This window comes from Chitinophaga sp. (assembly GCF_017745275.1).
Taxonomy (GTDB): Bacteria; Bacteroidota; Bacteroidia; order Chitinophagales; family Chitinophagaceae; genus Chitinophaga.
The window spans coordinates 213,535-233,221 of the sequence record NZ_JAGHZS010000010.1; the positions used below are offsets into that span (position 1 = coordinate 213,535).

The 19,687-nt window shown below is 48.3% G+C and carries 2 protein-coding genes; both read left to right on the plus strand.

Annotated elements, in window-relative coordinates:
* Positions 1-256: 256 nt before the first annotated feature.
* On the plus strand, positions 257-1,879 hold the full coding sequence (locus tag J7623_RS27560; RefSeq protein ID WP_291927179.1) for an MBL fold metallo-hydrolase: 1,623 nt from the start codon (positions 257-259) through the stop codon (positions 1,877-1,879).
* 78 nt (positions 1,880-1,957) lie between these two features.
* A complete protein-coding gene (locus tag J7623_RS27565) occupies positions 1,958-19,669 on the plus strand; it encodes a non-ribosomal peptide synthetase/type I polyketide synthase (protein WP_291927182.1) in 17,712 nt (5,903 codons plus the stop codon).
* Positions 19,670-19,687 lie beyond the last annotated feature (18 nt).

Here is a 19,687-nt window from a genome sequence, read left to right on the forward strand (position 1 = left end):
ACTGATTACCGATAACCAGCCTTACCAGGCGTTTACGCGGACTGCTACCCGCAGGCCGGATTCCTTTTAAATTACTGATGCCGTGTAAAATAAACCGATAGTACGGTTTGTTGCACCGGAGTTTTGCACCCGAAGGAGAGCGAGCGCTCTGCCAGGGATAATTATTCGTATAGTCGTAATAGTTATAATACATCTGATCGGATAGAACAGGTGTAAACAGGGAAAATATGCCTGCTCAAATCATAATTTATTATCCATGAGTGAAAAAAAATTTTATCTCAAGCCCAACGTTGTTTTTGAACCATTGGTAGACAGATGGTATGCCTGGAGCCATTTAATATCTCCGGCTACTACTGCCATGAATGTATTAGGAAGACATCTTTCTATCATCGATTCTTTTATCATGGCGCCATCCATCCATGTGGAAGCAGTAGCCAACCCTAAAATGAAAGGTGGTCCGTTCATGGACATACCTGCAGAAAAACTGGAAGCAGTGAAGCAGCTAAAAGCTGAAACCCTCAGTCGCCAGGAAGAGGTGATCCAGTTTGCAAAAGCAGTGAAGGAGTTGGATAAGTTGTTAGCTGCGGAAGCTACCGGGTTTGGACTGGAAGCATTATATGAAAAAGTGCCGTCGTTATTGAAAGGGCTGGTAGAATTATATTATGACCGTAACAATAACGCCGATTTTCGCTTCTTTGAATCTCTCTTGTATAAGAGTAAATTTTATAACAAATCAGCCCAGAGTATGGCGTTCTGGATTACAGATAATGATCACCGCCCGTTTTGCCTCAGCACTCCCCGCCTGGATGATGCCCATGTATTACATCTCCCGATACCTTTTGAACATCCGGGGATTGATGCATTGGCTAAAATGAAGCGTACCCCGCAAACAATCAGCTACATCAGGGATATTTTAAAGATTGCGCCGGAACAGGAAGCCTTGTTTAACAGCTTCTTTACGGAAACACCGCCGCCGGCATATAAAAAATATACCGGCGATAAAATCCGCATGCGTTATTTCGGGCATGCATGTATACTGGTAGAAACAAAAGATGTAAGTATCCTGGTAGATCCACTGGTGAGCTACTATGGATATGATTCAGACCTGGAACATTTCTCCGATGCCGACTTGCCGGATGTGATAGACTACGTGCTGATTACACATAATCACCAGGACCACGTTTTATTCGAAACATTACTACCGCTACGGCATAAAATCAAAAACCTGATTGTACCACGCACCTGCAGTGGTAAACTGGAAGATCCGGACCTGAAGCTGATGTTTAATAACGTTGGCTTTAACAATGTAGTGGCGATAGATGAAATGGAAACCATTGAGTTTGCAGATACTGCTATTACAGGTCTGCCTTTTACAGGGGAACACAGTGACCTGTGTATTCTGACAAAAGCTTGTTACCTGGTGCAGATCAGCGACTTTAAGTTGTTGTTCCTGGCTGATTCCAGGATTGTTGAATCGGCATTATACAAACACATTCACCGGCAAACCGGCGATGTGGATGTCATGTTTCTTGGGATGGAATGCGATGGTGCACCACTTACCTGGTTGTATGGTCCATTGCTGACAAAGAAAATCACCCGCGAACAGGACGGCAGCCGCAGGCTGGCAGGTTCTGATTGTTCCAAGGGAATGGCCCTCGTAGATATATTCAAACCAAAAGAGGCATATGTATATGCCATGGGAATGGAACCCTGGTTGGAATTTATCAGTAGTATTCAGTATACAGATGAATCCAATCCTATTATTCAATCCAACAGGCTCGTGAAGCTCTGCCAGGAAAAGGGAATGATAGCGGAGCGGTTATATGGAGAGAAGGAATTACTGTATGAACGTAAAGAAAACCTTGTAGCAGCGCAATAACAGACCCACTCAACGATTGCGCTATGCTGTTTACAACAATAATAGATCACAAACACAGATAATAAATTGCCGTACTTTATGGAGAAATTACCGCGACCCCAAACGTTGCCCGAGATATTATTGCGGAGAAAGGATGTTAAAGAGAAAGGCATCACTTTTATTTCGGGGAGTAATAACGAAGAATTTCTTTCTTATCAGCAGCTGTATACAAAAGCGGTATCCTGGCTGGGGTTTCTGCAGGACAGCGGATTGAAACCCGGTGATGAACTGGTGTTACAGATAGAAGACCATAAAACATTTTTACAGATCTTTTGGGCTAGCATCCTGGGTGGTATTATTCCGGTGCCGGTAGCAGTTACCTATCAAGGTGAAAATGCACAGAAACTGTTTAAAATACGCACGTTTTTAAATAACCCCACCTTATTTACAAACGCTGTTCACCACGAAAAACTAACTACCACAGCATTTGCAGATAATACCGTTGAAGAGCATCGTTTTGAAAAAGTATTGTTTGCGGAAGAGTTGGAGGGTTATACCGGTACCGGGGAAATATACCCGGCAACGCCGGATACGATTGCTTTTCTGCAATTTTCTTCCGGGTCAACCGGCAACCCCAAGGGGGTGGTGCTTACCCACAAAAACCTGGTCACCAATATTTACGCCGCTACCGCTGCACAGCAGCTAAATGAAAACGACAGTCATCTTAGCTGGATGCCGCTCACCCATGATATGGGATTGATTGGTTTTCATCTTTACCCCATTGGCATCGGCGTGGATCAATATCTCATGCCTACTGATTTGTTTATAAGGAATCCATTGTTATGGTTGCAGAAAGTGTCTGAGCACCGGGTAACGATTACCTGTTCTCCCAACTTCGGATATAAATATTACCTGAATCAGTTTACAACTGAGAAAGGGAAAGGATTGGATCTTTCCTGTGTGAAGGCCTTGCTGAATGGCGCCGAGCCGGTGTCTGCAGCATTATGCCGCACGTTCATGGATACACTCCGGCCATTTCAACTCCATCCACTGGCAATGTGTGCAGGATATGGACTGGCGGAGGCTACGCTGGAAGTTACCTGGCCAGGTTTACGCAAGCCATTAAAGACGATCACTGTTCAGCGGGATGCTTTGACAATAGGGCAATCTGTAACTGTACAACGGTCAAATGAAAATATTAAAGACAGTGTGGAAATTGTGAACATGGGATATGTGATTGATGGCGTGGCAGTGCGTGTTTGTAATGAACAGGAAAAAGAACTGCCGGATGGCCACATGGGTATCCTATGGATCCGGGGAGATGCCGTGACCCGTCGTTATTACAACAACGAGGCGGCCACAAAAGCAACCATCTCAAAGGATGGGTGGCTGAATACCGGTGATACCGGCTTTTTCCTGAAGGGTGATTTATTCGTTATTGGCCGGGTGAAGGATATCATTTTTGTCAATGGAGGCAACGTGTATCCACATGATGTAGAAACTACACTTGAACAGCTTGAAGGCATAGAAACTGGTAAAGTAGTGGTTTGTGGCGTACCGGATGAAGAAACAGGGACAGAAGCTATCGTGGTATTTCTGTTACACAAATCTTCTGTCCGGAAGTTCCTGCCTGTTATTGGCCAGGTAAAAAGATTTGTTGCTGCCAAACTGGGGCTCGAAGTAAAACATGTACTGCCGGTAAGAAAAGTACCTAAAACAACCAGTGGTAAAGTAAAACGCTACCTTTTTGTGGAAGACTACCGGAAAGGGGTATACGATGACGTTTTGCGCGAAATAGCAGCGGAGGGCAAACTGGTACAGGAGGAAGTACCAGTACCGGTTGCTGCACCGGCCGTTAGTCAGCAGGAGGTGAAGGTTATCCGCCAATGGCTGATACAGTGGCTGCAAGAGCGACTTAAGCTCACTGCCGCAGATATTGCCGCAGAACGATCTTTTGCAGAGTATGGTGTTACCTCTATGCAGGCGGTTCTATTGGCCGCAGATCTGGAAACTTTATTGGGTGCGCCTGTTGATAAAACAGTCATCTATAATTTTTCTACCGTGGCCACTTTATCCCAGCACCTTGCTGCCACCGGAAAAGTGCCGGTGATCAAAAAAGCAGCAACAAATGATGTTCCTGAAGTAACAGACAACAGGGTGGCAGTAGTGGGGATCGGGTGCCGTTTTCCCGGCGGTATAGATACGCCGGAAGCGTTCTGGAACTTATTGTCTGAACAGCGTAGTGGCGTTACCGTTGTACCGCAACATCGCTGGAATGTGGACGACTATTTTAGTAGTGATGAAGAGGCGTTGGGGAAGATGTATACCCGTACCGGTGGTTTTATAGACCAGGTAGATCAGTTTGACCCCTTGTTTTTTGGTATCTCTCCAAGAGAAGCGGTGGGCATGGATCCGCAGCAACGTTTATTGCTGGAGGTGTGCTGGGAGGCATTGGAACATGCAGGTATTCAGCCATCTGCGCTGAAAGGCAGCAACACCGGTATTTTCATTGGAATGGGTACGGATGATTATCAGCAAATTGTTCATCAACATACTCCGCCCGCATTATTTGAAGATGCATTTAGCAGTCTTGGGTTGGAAAGAAGTATCGCAGCAGGCAGGTTGGCATACGTATTGGATTTTCACGGCCCGGTGGTGCAGTCAGATACCGCTTGTTCTTCTTCGTTACTGAGTATACACCAGGCTTGTCAGCACCTGTTGCTGGGAGAATGTTCGGTGGCGCTTGCCGGCGGTGTAAACCTGATGCTGGCACCGGAAACCAGTATCCGCTTATGCCGGATGAAGGCATTGTCGCCTTCCGGTCAATGTAAAACTTTTGATGATAGTGCAGATGGTTATGTGAGAGGAGAGGGCGCAGGTATCGTAGTGTTAAAGCGCTATGATAAGGCCCTGGCAGATGGGGATAATATTCTGGCGGTGATCCGTGGTTCGGCGGTGAATCACGATGGCGCCAGCAACGGGCTTACTGCTCCCAATGGTATTGCACAACAGCAACTGATAGAAAAGGCATTGGAGCACGCAGGCGTTGCTGCGCACACAGTGCAATATGTAGAAACACATGGTACCGGCACTAAATTGGGAGACCCGGTAGAAGTACAGGCGCTCCACGCGGTTTATGGCCGTTCCCGTTCTGCAGGCCAGCCATTGCTGGTCGGGGCGGTGAAAACAAATATCGGGCACCTGGAAGCTGCTGCCGGTATTGCCGGATTTATAAAAACGGTATTAAGCCTGCAGCATCAACAATTGCCGGCTATATTGAATTATCATACGCCTAATCGCTTTATTCCCTGGAAGGATATTTCCGTGAAAGTGGTTGACAAATCAATAGCCTGGGAACCCGGCGTTGCTGGTAGAAGGGCCGCTGTCAGCTCATTTGGATTAAGTGGTACCAATGTGCATGTGATCCTGGAGGAAGCGGTTACCCCAACAGCTGTTCAGCCGGAGAAAGTTGTACGACCGGCATATCCATTGCTGTTGTCTGCTAAAACACCGGCAGCGCTGAAAGAACTTGCCGGCAAATATGATACGTTTTTAGCGGGATCATTGGCAGATATAGCGGACATCTCTTACAGCAGTGCATTCACCCGGGAGCATTTCCCTCACCGGGCTGCACTGGCAGTTACCGATCCGCAGCAGGCGCGGGAGCAGTTGCAGGCTTTTATCGCCCATCCTTTTGCCAGCCAGGTGGTAACAGGAAATACACACCAGCCACCGGGACAACTGGTATGGTTATTCAGCGGTGGTGGCTCCCAATACTGGGGTATGGGGCGCGACCTTTATGAAAACAATTCCATCTTTAAAAATATTATTGATCACTGTGACGGCTATCTGAAAACCTGCTGGGGCATGTCATTAACAGATCTTTTGTATAAAAAAGATAAAGACGAAGCCAACACGCTTTTATTACAGATGACCTATTTCCAGCCGGCTATTTTCGCGATTTCCTGTGCATTATCTGCCGTATGGAAATCCTGGGGCATTACCCCGGATATAGTGGCGGGACATAGTGTGGGTGAATATGCTGCGGCTTATGTGGCAGGCGTATTTAGCTTGGATGACGGCCTGAAACTGGTAACAGAAAGAGCCAGGCTAATGCAGTCTGTGAAAGAGCCGGGCGCAATGGCTACCATTTTTGCCACAGAAGAGATGGTGTCGGAAGCGATCCGGCCTTACGAAAATGACCTCACTATTGCCGCAGTAAATGGTCCGGCGCTCACCGTTATTTCCGGCAAGAAAAAAGCGATCGGCGCTGCATTGCAATCCCTGCAACAAGCCGGCGTTAATGCCCGGGAACTGCTGATTGCACATGCTTCTCATTCTCCACTCATGGAGCCGATACTGAAAGAATTCCGGGAGGTAGCCACAACGATCAGGTATCATCAGCCTTCCCTGCAACTGGTATCAAACGTAACGGGTAATGTGGTGACCAATGAAGTGACCCATGCCGACTATTGGTGCCGGCATATTGTTTTACCGGTTCAGTTTTTCAAGAGTATCCAAACTATTAATGCCCTGGGTGGGCAGGTGCTGATGGAATTAGGTCCGCAACCTAACCTGCTATCGATGGTGCAGTTATCGGCTTCCTATGAGGAAGATTGCCTGTTGCCTGCCATGCACATGGACAAATCTTCGTGGAGCACCATGTTGCGCTGCCTGATGTCGCTCTATACAAAAGGAATACCGGTTAACTGGCCTGCGTTTTACGATAGCCCGGGTTACCGGAAGGTATCCTTACCTACTTATGCTTTTCACCGGCAACCTTACTGGATTGATGTGGCAGCAACGCATCCATCTCTCCCTGCCCCTCCTACACATAAATCATCGGTTATGACGGAAACAAAACAAGCGCCTGCAGATCAGCGTTCAGCTGTATTGGCGGATGTAGCTGGTATATTTGGTAGTCTCCTTAAAATACCGCCTGCAGAAATTAATATTAATACCCGCTTCCTGGAACTGGGAGCAGACTCCCTGATACTGGCCAGTGCGGTACGCAAAATAGAAAAGAAGTATGGCCTGAATTTTACGATCCGCCAGTTGTTCGAAACCATAACTTCCCTGGATCTGATGGCCGGCTATATTATGGAACATTCCGGCAACCTACCTGCGCCGGAAGTAGCAGTAGTAGCAGCGCCCGTAACATCGGTGGTGAATACGGCGCCTGCAGTGGCATCGTTACCGGCGGTGAATGCTCCCGTTGTTGCTGCTAACACAGATCCTTCCCTGACACAGCGTCTTTTTAATATCGTAGAGCAGCAGCTGCAATTGTTGTCTGCACAGTTGGGAACTGCCCAGCCGCTGCCTGCAGTGTCGTTGCCTGTACCCGTTCCCGCACCTGCATTGGCAAATAATACGACCCCTGTAAGGGCAACTGTTGCATTGCCACAAAACGGAACGATTGGCGAAGCGCCTAAAAAGCATGCATCCATTTTTCCCAAAATGGAAAAGAAGCCGGGACAAACAGGGTATAGTGCAGCTCAACAGGCATACCTGGATGCTTTCATTCAACGCTATAATGCAAAAACAAAAACGTCCAAAGCGCTTACACAACAATACCGGCCGGTGCTGGCGGATAACCGCGCTTCAGCAGGGTTCCGTTTCTCTACAAAAGAATTGGTATACCCGATTTTGGCAGCCTCCTCCCAGGGCGCTACCATTACGGATGTGGATGGCAACAAGTATGTTGATCTGGCAATGGGTTTTGGAGTAGACCTGCTCGGGCATTGTCCACCTGCCGTGATGACGGCTTTGCAGCAACAGTTACAACAGGGATTTCAACTCGGTCCGCAAACGCCGCTGGCAGGACAGGCAGCTACGCTGGTAACAAAGCTTACCGGCATGGAGCGCGCCAGTTTCCATAACTCCGGAACAGAGGCAGTAATGACTGCTATCAGGCTGGCACGTACGGTAACGGGAAGAAAGAAAATCGCGGTTTTTGCAGGCGCCTACCATGGTCATTTCGATGGTACGCTGGCTGCACCCGAGGACCTGGAAAGAACCCATGCAGGTGTACCGATGGCGCCGGGTATTGTAGAGAATATGGTGGCGGACGTATTGGTATTTGATTATCATCATCCGGATGTAGTGGAACATATCAGGGCGCATGCGCACGAGCTGGCGGCATTGGTGGTGGAACCGGTACAGAGCCGTCGTCCCGGGTATCAGCCCAAAGCCTTGCTGCATGAGTTACGAAGTATGACGGCAGCAGAAAATGTTGCGCTGATCTTTGATGAAATGATCACCGGTTTCAGGATTCACCCCGGAGGTGCACAGGCGCATTTTGGTGTACGAGCCGACCTGGCTACTTACGGTAAAATTGCCGGCGGAGGATTACCGATTGGTATCATTGCGGGCAGCAGCCGCTTTATGAATGCATTAGATGGCGGTATATGGCAGTATGGTGATGATTCGTACCCGGCAGTAGACACTACTTTCTTTGCTGGTACTTTCTGTAAGCATCCGCTGAGTATGGCATCCTCGCTGGCATTGCTACAGGAACTGGATCGGAGAGGACCTGCTTTGCAACAACAACTGAATATACGTACTACCCGTTTGGTACAGGATATATCTGCCTTCTTCGAAGAAAACCAGGTGCCGATACAGATACATAGTTTTGGCTCCCTGTTTTATTTTGCTATCAACACTAATATGGATCTGTTCTTCTATCACCTGCTTGAAAAAGGGGTGTACATATGGGAAGGACGTACCTGCTTTTTATCTGATGCCCATTCGGATGAAGACATTGATTTTATTGCCAGATCTATCAAGGATAGTATCCGGGAGCTGCAACAGGCCGGATTTTTACCCACTCCTGCGGTGGCCACCGAACCGGTATCTGCACAGATAACCACAGAGATGTTGAATAGCGCGCCCGCACCGGTAAAGCTGCAACAGCGGCCGGCACGCATCCCTGTTTCGTTTAGCCAGGAACGTTTGTGGTTTGTACACCTGCTGGAAGGTAGTGTGCAATATCATGTTCCGATGTTGTTGAAGATAAAAGGAAAACTGAATACCAGGGTGCTGCGTTATGCATTACAGGATATTGTGAACCGTCATGAGATCCTGAGAACGGTGATAGATGCCAGTGGCGATGAGGTAGCACAGCGTATACTTGATAAAAACCGTTGGCAGCTCAGGATAACTAATGTAGATTTTGATGTGGAAGATGCCGGCGCTTTGTCTGCTTATATTACTCCGCTCATAGATCAACCTTTTGATTTGCAGCAGGATCATATGCTGCGCGGCGACTTGTTACGTTTTTCAGAGGAAGAATACCTGTTGGTGCTGACAGCGCATCACATCTCGTTTGACGGATTGTCGGCCGACATTGTTTTATTGGAATTGCTCGCATTATATGAAGCATATCTCAATGGCAGCAAAACCAATTTAACGCCATTACGCCTGCAATATGCTGATTACGCCATATGGCTGCGTTCTCCGTTGGTGACCGCCATGCTGGATGAAAAACTCAACTACTGGAAAGAACGGCTGGCGGGTGTATCACCCATAAATTTACCGCTTGACTATGCGCGCCCTGCGATACAAACTACCAATGGAGACATTGTAACATTGGCGCTGGACAGGGAATTGATTCAGCAGGTATTGAAACTTTGCCCGCAGCAGGAGGTAACGTTATATATGCTATTGCTCACCACTTTTAAGGTGCTTTTATATCGCTATACCGGTCAGGAAGATATTTGTATAGGAAGCCCTACTGCGGGCAGAATGCGCGAAGAAGAAGAGGAACTGATAGGGTTCTTTGTAAATACCCTGGTGTTGCGTAGTGACCTGAGTAATAATCCATCATTCGCCACATTGTTAAAGCAGGTGAAACAAACGTTGTTATCTGCTTACGACTACCAGGAAGTTCCCTTCGAAAAAATAGTAGGTGCAGTAGTGAAGAACAGGGAGCAGGACAGGAACCTTTTACAGCAGGTGATATTCGGGCTGGAGAAAACCCCGGACTTTGCTACATTAAAACTGGGTGAAGCCACCTTATCGCAGCAGTTGTTGGGTAGAACCACCACGATGGCGGACCTTAATTTTTACATACTGGAAAATCCGGATGGTTCGCTGGTGGCCAATATAGAATACTGCACAGACCTGTTTAAGAAAGAAACTATCACCCGGATGCTGCTGCACTATGAACAGCTGTTGCGTGCGGTGGTGGTATCACCGGAGCAGCGGATCGGAGCATTACCGATGCTAACGGCAGCAGAGCAGCAACTGCTAACCATAGGGTTTAACAATACCGCTGTTAATTATCCAACTGATAAAACAGCGATCGCATTATTTGAAGCACAGGCTGCCCGTATTCCGGATGCAGCAGCCTTGCTGTTTGAAGAGGCAAAGCTGACCTACCGGCAGTTGAATGAGCAGGCGGGACAGCTGGCGCATCACCTGCAGCACAACGGGGTGAAAGCCGGCGCATTGGTACCGGTGTGCATAGAACGATCCCTGGAGATGATTGTCACCATCCTGGCGATTATGAAAACCGGCGCCGCTTATGTGCCTATTGACCCTGACTATCCAACAGACCGTATCAGTTATGTGCTGGACGATACTATGGCAAGCGTGTTGGTCACCTCCAGGGCTTGCGCAGCTAAACTGCCCGTAAAAGATTTTTTACGCATTATTATCCTGGAAGATGAGCGGGAGTTGATAGCAAAACACCCGGTTACTTCACCGGCAACGGTACTCCGGCCGGAAGATCTTGCGTATGTGATTTATACCTCCGGTTCTACCGGCAAGCCAAAAGGCGTAATGATTGAACACCGGGGCCTGGTGAACCTGGCATTGAGTCAACGGGAAGCATTACGACTGAAAGAAGGCACCCGTTCTCTGCAGTTTGCATCGCTGGGTTTTGATGCTTCCTGCTATGAGATATTCAATACCTTACTAAGTGGCGGTATACTCGTGTTACCTGCAAAAAATGATTTGCTGTCTGCAGAAAATTTTGCAGCACTGGTAAACAAACACCAGGTAGAAGTAGTCACGTTACCGCCTTCTTATCAGCATACCATCAAACATGTGCTGGGACCGGTAAAAACCATCGTATCTGCCGGTGAGGCTATGATGCTGGAAGATGCAAAGGAAATGATGTCGGACGGCGTAAGGCTCATCAATGCCTACGGCCCCACTGAAAATACGGTGTGTACCAGTCTTACAGACCAACCTATTCTCGAAAATGATGTAGTGGTGATTGGTAAGCCCATAGCCAATGTACAGGTATACCTGCTTGATATCAATGATGGACTGGCTCCGTTAGGTGTTACCGGGGAAATTTGTGTGGGCGGTGCAAACCTGGCGCGTGGTTACCTGCACCGGGACGAGCTCACGGCAGAGAAGTTTATCCCCAACCCATTCCGGGATACACCGGGCAACAGGTTATACCGCACCGGCGACCTTGGCCGCTGGCTGCCGGATGGAAATATTGAATACCTCGGTCGTAAGGATGACCAGGTAAAGATCCGCGGCTATCGCATAGAGTTGGGAGAAATAGAAAGTGTGATGTTGAAATGTGCACTGATCAGCCAGGCTGTAGTATTGGCAAGGGCCGATGATACAGGGAATAAACGCCTCATTGGTTATATAGTTCCTAATGGCGAATTTGACAAAGCCGGCATCATTGCTTACCTGAAAGACTGGCTGCCTGATTATATGATTCCGGCGTTACTGGTTCCACAGGAAGCATTCCCGGTAACAGTAAATGGAAAGATCGACCGGAAGGCGTTGCCTGATCCGGATGTAACGGAGTCACGTACCAGCATATACGAAGCAGCCCAGGATGAGATGCAGGCAGCCATTGCCGGTATCTGGCAGGAATTGCTGGGAGTAGAACGGGTAGGCATACACGACAATTTCTTTGAACTCGGGGGCGATTCTATTATTATTATCCAGGTGGTAAGCCGCGCGAGACGTTTGGGGTACATGTTGCAGGTAGGAGATCTGTTTACACACCCAACTATTGCAAAGCTTTCAGGGTTACTGGCATCGCAGCAAAGTATTGAAGTGGCGCAGGCAGAAACCGTGCAGGAAGGTAGTATCGGGCTATTGCCGATACAGGAGTGGTATTTCGGAAAAAATAATACCGATGCACATTACAACCAGAGCATCTTACTGACAGTAGATAAAAAGATAGTACCTGCAAGGATATCTGCGGCTGTTGCGGCCCTGACGCGCTACCATGATGCGCTTCGTTATACTTACCAGCATAACAACGGGGAATGGGAGCAGTTGGATGGTGTGCAGGAAGGTAGCGTAGAGATCATAGATCTGCAGGCGATTGCACCGGAGAAATTGGCAGCGCAGATACATCAGCATGGAGAAAGAATACAGGGAAGCCTGGATATAAAACAGGGTAAGCTCGTACAGGCGGCCCTGTTATTGACTCCTGCCAGTGAATCACATCACCGCCTGCTGCTGGTGATTCATCACCTGGTAGTAGATGGCGTGTCCTGGCGTATTATACTGGATGATCTGCAGCTTTTGCTAAAGAAGGCCAACGTAAATAATGAGTTGGAAGTATTGGGAAGAAAGAGCAGCTCTTATCGCCAGGCATATGACGCCTTGCTGAAGTATAGCCGGAAAGAGCGGTTGCTGGGCCAGCACAATTACTGGCAGCAAATAGTACAGGGATATATTCCTTTGCGCACCACTACTGGTTATGAAGGTAGGATTACGATGGCAGATACCGGTTTGCATGTGGTGCGGCTCAACGCCCTTCAAACACAACGCCTGTTGAAAGAAGTACCTGCTGCTTATCATACAGAGATCAACGATATTTTACTGGCAGCGCTGGCGCTCACCCTGGCAGAATGGAATGGCAGGGGAGAGGTGTCCATTGGCCTGGAAGGGCATGGACGGGAAGATGCCGTGCTGGGCATTGATACCAGCCATACTGTTGGCTGGTTTACCAATTTATATCCGGTGCTCCTGCAGTTGCCCGCAGACAGCTCTCCGGGCAACCTGCTGAAAGAAGTAAAAGAGCAACTCCGCAAAGTAGCTGATAAAGGAATTGGTTACGGCGTGCTGAAGTACATCAACAAAGCAGCCGGTTTACAGGGTAGGGATCCCTGGGATATCACCTTCAATTACCTCGGGCAGCTGGATAACATCACTAACGCTAACGACTATCTGAATATAGCAGCCGAAGAAGCCGGCAGTATGACCGGAGCCGGCTATCCGGTACAGGAGAAGTTATTTATTAACGGCATTGTACAACAGGGTGAACTGGTGCTGGAATGGGGATACAGTGTGCTGCATTTTGCACCTGCTGATATAGCAGGGCTGGCAGACAAATATTTCCATCACCTGGACATCCTGATTGCACATTGCGCGTCACAAACAACATCATATTTTACGCCGGCGGATTATGGATTGAGCCAGGTCATCAGCAATGAGGCACTGGACAGGTTCCTGGATACACCCTACAAGGGTGCGCCCAGGCGTAACCAGGTAGCCGGCTTATACCGGCTCAGTGGTTTGCAGGAAGGAATGCTGTTTCATAGCCTCTATGATAAAACTGCCGGCGGGTATATTGATCAGTTTACCTGTGGTGTAGGTGAAATGAATCTTACATTGTTCCGGGAAAGCTGGGAGCTTTTGTTCCGGCAACATAGTATTCTGCGAAGCGCATTTTATTACGACGATTTTGTGATACCGGTACAATGTGTTTATCACGAAGTGAAGCTGCCGCTAACAGTACTGGACTACCGCCAGTTGAGCGGACCTGCGCAGGAGCTGGCAGTAGCTGCCTATGAAGCTGCTGAACGGAATGAGGGATTTGATTTTTCGGCCGCACCATTGCTGCGTATTGGCCTGATACGTTTGGGAGAAGACCGTTATAAAATGGTCTGCACCTTCCACCATATTTTGTTGGATGGCTGGTCGTTGGCCGTATTGGTGGAAGAACTGCTGAATACCTATGAAGGGTTGGTAAAAGGAACCGCATTACCATCACCGGCAGAAGAAGACCGCTATGGCGACTATATTCAGTATATGGATCGCCGTGATAAGGAAGTGGCTACCAACTACTGGCAGCATTACCTGGCGGGGATGGATACAGGTAGCCTGTTGCCGTTCATTGACAGCACCGCCGACCGTAATAAAGGAATTGGTACCTATAAAAAAGAAATATTAAGCCTGGAAGGTCCGCTGGCGGAAGCTATCCAGCGATATGCACTGGAGAACCAGGTTACCGTGAATACCCTGATGCAGGGCGTATGGGCGTACCTGTTACACAACTATACTGCGCAACAGGCGGTTACTTATGGTGTTATTGTTTCCTGCCGCCCGGAAGATTTACCGGGTGTAGAAAAAAGAGTAGGACTATACATTAATACGCTGCCGCTGCATGTAAAGGTAGCGGAAGAAGGAAACATAGCGGGATGGCTGCAGGAGCTGCAAACAAGCCAGCGCCGGAGCCGGGAACACCAGTACACTGCGCTTAACCAGATTCAACAAATGATTGGTTTCACCGGGGATTTGTTTGACAGCATCCTGGTATTTGAAAACTATCCTATCAGCGATGAAGTATTTGCGGATCACTGGAGTTTGCGTATTGACAACTTTAATACCAGCGAACAAACCAATTATCCTTTGGTGGTAATGGTTACTCCCGGTAAGAAAGCCAGTATTGAGTTTGCCTATAATGCTGCATTACTGGATAAGGTGTATGTACAGGAAATTGCCGCACATTTTGAATATGTATTGCAACAAATAACATATGCCAACATTGATCAGCTATCCGAATTGTCCGTGCTGAAACCTTCCACTGTCTGGCAGTTGCAAACACATGCTGCCATTAGTTATCCGAAGGATAAAACATTCCCGGAACTGTTTGCGGCACAGGCGGCACTAACGCCAAAGGCAACGGCTGTTGTATTTGAAGACACACAACTGACTTACAAAGAGCTGAATGAAAAATCAAATCAGCTGGCACATTACCTGCGTCAGCAGGGTGTAAAAGCAGGTGCGTTGGTGCCTTTGTATATAGACAGATCCGCAGAGATGATAGTGGCCATATTAGGTATCGTAAAAGCTGGTGCTGCCTATGTACCCATTGATCCTGATTTCCCGGCAGATCGTATGGCCTTTATGTTGAAAGATACCCGTGCAGAGGTGGTGGTGAGCAATAATGCCGGTAAGGCCAAACTACCTGCTGGTACCACCGCGCAGGTGGTGACACTGGATGGTGATGCCGCGGAAATTGACCGTTGCAAAGTGAAAGCAGTGGCTGCTGCTGCTTCACCTGATGGACCGTTGTATGTAATTTATACCTCCGGCAGTACCGGTAATCCGAAAGGAGTAGTGATTACACATCGTAACCTCACAGACTACCTGTATGGGCTGAAAGCCGTATTGCCGGTAACGGAATGCAGCTCCTTTGGATTGCTTTCCAGCATTGCCACTGATCTGGGTAATACGGTCCTGTTCCCTCCATTGATTACCGGTGGTACCCTGCATGTGTTTTCCAAAGAGATGATCAGCGATGGGGAATTGCTGTGCGATTATTTTGCTGCTCACCCGATAGATGTTATCAAAATAGTGGCTTCGCACTGGAAGGCATTGTCGGCTTCCGGCCGGTTATTGTTGCCGGAGAAACTGCTCATTTTTGGCGGGGAGGCGTTGGAAACAGCCGTGGTGAACAGTATCCGTGCTTATGGTTCTCATTGCACTATCGTGAATCACTATGGCCCAACGGAAACGACTATAGGAAAATTATTACATGTAGTGGGAGACGAAACAGTCTATGGCCACCACATTCCTATTGGTAAACCATTTTCCAATACCAGGGTATATGTGCTGAATGCGGCGGGCAAGTTATGCCCGGTGGGTGTTCCCGGGGAATTATATATTGGTGGTGATGGGGTATCAGCCGGCTATTTAAATAATGACGATTTAACAGCAGACCGCTTTATCGCGGATCCGTTTGATGGAGCGGCTGCTTCGAAACTATATCGTACTGGCGACCTGGTAAAGATGTTGCCGGACGGGAACATCCTGTTTGCCGGTCGTGCAGATGACCAGGTAAAGATTCGCGGTTATCGTGTAGAACTGGGGGAAGTAGAAAAGGCGTTACTACAAACTGGCCTGGTTAGCCAGGCCATAGTAGTGGCGCGTGGGGAAAGCAGTGGCGGCAAGCGCCTGGTTGGGTATGTAATCGGGGAAGAAGCCATAGATCGTGAAGCGGTATTAGCACAGCTGGGAGCGCACTTGCCGGAATATATGATTCCTTCGGCATTGGTAGTGCTGGACAGTTTTCCCCTATTGGCCAATGGTAAAGTGGATAAAAAGTCCCTGCCGGATCCTGAACAAGCCGGGGCTACAGCAGGATATACTGCGCCGGTAAGCGACACCGAGCAAATATTGGCCGGCATCTGGTCCTCTTTGCTGGAGGTAGAACAGGTAGGCGTGCATGACGATTTCTTCGCCTTAGGTGGTCACTCCCTGCTGGCGATACGCGTAGTATCCGCTATCCGGAAAGCACTTGATGTGGAAGTGGCCATTGGCGATATATTCGATTATCCTACGGTGGTATCGCTGGCGGTGCGCCTGGGAGAGCATTCCGACGCAGCTACTGTTCCGCCTATTGCCAGGTATGAACGCCCTGCACGTATTCCACTTTCGTATAGCCAGGAACGTTTATGGTTTATTGACCAGCTGGAAGGTAGTGTACAATATCATACGCTGGCGGTACTGCGATTAAATGGGAACCTGCAGATTGCGGGATTAGCGGATGCGCTGCAAACTATTGTGAACCGCCACGAAGTGCTACGTACTGTTATTTTACAGGAAGGGGGAGTCCCTTATCAGCATGTGCTGGATAAGGATGGATGGCAGTTACAGGTGATAGATGAGCCGATATATAAAGAAGACCACCTGGCATTACAGACATATGTTCAGTCGCTGCTGGCTGTTCCGTTTGAACTGCATGCAGATCATATGTTGCGTGCGCACCTGATAGTTACCGGGCCAGCAGCATATCTGCTGGTATTTACACTGCATCATATCGCGTCCGATGGCTGGTCTACCGGCATCATCGTGAAAGAGGTAGCGGCATTGTACGCTGCCTGGGTAGCCGGTACAACTGCCGAACTAACGCCTTTAAACATCCAGTATGCCGACTATGCTATCTGGCAACGGAATCATTTGTCGGGAACATTGCTGGATAAAAAAATAAATTACTGGAAAGAAAAGCTGCAAGGGGTTGCTACACTGCAATTCCCAACAGACTATCCGCGTCCTGCCATTCAGAGCACCCGTGGCGCTATCAAAAGCTTCCAGTTGGACAAAGCCCTGTCACAACAGTTGCAGGACTTGTCGCAGCAACAGGGTACTACGCTTTTTATGACATTACTGGCTGCATTCAACGTGTTGCTGTACCGTTATACCGGTCAGGAAGATATCTGCATAGGCAGCCCGATTGCCGGCAGAACGCAGCAGGAAGCAGAAGCGCTGATAGGATTTTTTGTTAACACGCTGGCATTGCGCAGTGATCTGGGTAATGACCCTTCCTTTGCTACGTTGCTGCAACAGGTGAAACGTACTACACTTGGCGCCTATGAGCACCAGGAAGTGCCGTTTGAAAGGATAGTGGAAGCAATGGTGAAAAAGCGTGATCTCAGCAGAACGCCACTGTTCCAGGTGATGTTTGAATTACAGCATGTGCCGGAAAATGCAGCCTTACGGTTAGATGACCTGCAGTTATCGCTTGAGAAAACAGATCCCGCCACAACGCAGTTTGATTTTACTTTCTCCCTGGAAGAAAGCAGTACCGGTTTAGCGGGAACGGTGATGTATTGTGAAGATCTCTTTGCGGAGGAAACGATACAAAGGCTGATCATTCATTTTGAGCAATTGCTCCGGGCGGTGGTGCAGTCGCCGGCTGCCAGGATCAGCACATTGGATATGCTGACACCTACAGAAAGAGAACAGCTGCTGGTAACGTTTAACGATAACATCGTAGCGTGGCCGGAAGAAGAAACCATCCCGGGACTCTTTATCAAACAGGCAGCCAATACCCCGGATGCGGTTGCGCTGGCATTTGAAGGTACTCAACTCAGCTACAGGGAGCTGGATGAGCGCTCCAATCAACTGGCGAATTACCTGCAACATCACGGTGTGCAGGAAGATACGCTGGTGCCGGTTTGCATCGCGCGTGGTCCGGAAATGATTATTGCGATACTGGGTATTATGAAGGCGGGAGGTGCTTATGTACCGGTGGATCCGGAATACCCGGCAGAACGTATCAGCTATATGCTGGAAGACAGCAACGCTACCGTGGTAGTTACTACTAATGATCTTCGCCCGCAGCTACCGGCCCAAAAAGGATTACATATTGTAACACTGGATGGGGATAGTATTTCGCTGCAGCAGGCACCAGTTACTACACCGGCCATCCTGCCGGCACCGCATCAGTTGTCATATGTGATTTATACTTCCGGATCTACCGGCCAGCCCAAAGGGGTAATGGTAGAACACCGTGGTATGCTGAATCATTTGTTTGCCAAAATAAATGACCTGCAAATCAATGATAAAACCAGGTTAGCCTATACCGCTTCCTACACTTTTGATATTTCCGTTTGGCAGATGTTTGCCGCACTTGTTTGCGGAGGAACAACGGTCATCTATACGAATCAGCTCATCTTCCAGCCATCGGCATTTTTACAGTCTATTGCTGAAAACAAGATCAGCATACTGGAAATAGTGCCTTCTTACCTGGCGGTTATCTTACAGGAAAAAACAACTGTTAACGCCAGCGCCCTGCAATACTTGATGGTGACCGGCGAAGCAGTGAGCCAGTCGTTACTGAAACAATGGTTTAATCATTCTTCATTTGGTAAGATCCCGGTAGTCAATGCCTATGGCCCTACAGAGGCATCGGATGATATTTGTCATCATATCATGCATCAGGCACCATTGAGTGCCAATGTGCCATTAGGCAAGCCGGTGCAGAACCTGCGTATATACGTGCTGGATACTAAGAAGCAGCTGTGCCCGGTAGGTGTGATCGGGGAGATATGTGTGGCCGGTGTGGGAGTATCGCGTGGTTATCTCAATAAAGTAGCATTAACAGCAGAAAAATTCATCAAAGATCCGTTTACCACGGATAGTCAGGCCCGCATGTACTGTACCGGGGACCTGGGCAGATGGCTCCCGGATGGTACCATTGAATACCTGGGCCGTATAGACGAACAGGTAAAGATCAGTGGGTTCCGCATTGAGCTGGGAGAAATAGAAAGTGTTTTACAACAATGTAAGGCTGTGCATCAGGCGGTTGTACTGGCAAAAACAGATGGTGATGGTATCAAACGGCTGGTAGCATATATAGTTCCCACGAACACCTTTAACCGGGAGGAAATTTATACCTGGCTGATGGAACGGTTACCGGAGTTTATGATTCCCGCCATGTTGATTGCAATGGATAAACTACCGCTGACCGATAATGGAAAGATTGATAAGAAAGCGTTACCGGAACCGGATATCAGTGCCTTGTCGTCTACGGTATATGTGGCGCCTTCCAATGCTACAGAAGTGATACTTGCATCTATTTGTGAAGGTTTAATGAACCTGGAACGGATAGGGGTACACGATAATCTTTTTGAACTGGGTATGCACTCCCTGCTGGTAATGCGGTTGGCTGCGGCAGTACAAAAGGAGTTCGGGTTGCAGGTATCAGTTAGAACATTTTTTCAACTGGCCACCATCGCTATGCTGGCTAAGTACATAGCTGTTAACCAGGAGTTTACCGAACAGGAATTTGGGAAGAGTAAAACCATCACGCTGTAATCGGCTAACCATTTCGTT

What these genes read in the sequence shown, in the direction of transcription:
- J7623_RS27560 (WP_291927179.1), top strand. Translation starts at nt 257, where the DNA reads ATGAGTGAAAAAAAATTTTATCTCAAGCCCAACGTTGTTTTTGAACCA.
- J7623_RS27565 (WP_291927182.1), top strand. Translation starts at nt 1,958, where the DNA reads ATGGAGAAATTACCGCGACCCCAAACGTTGCCCGAGATATTATTGCGG.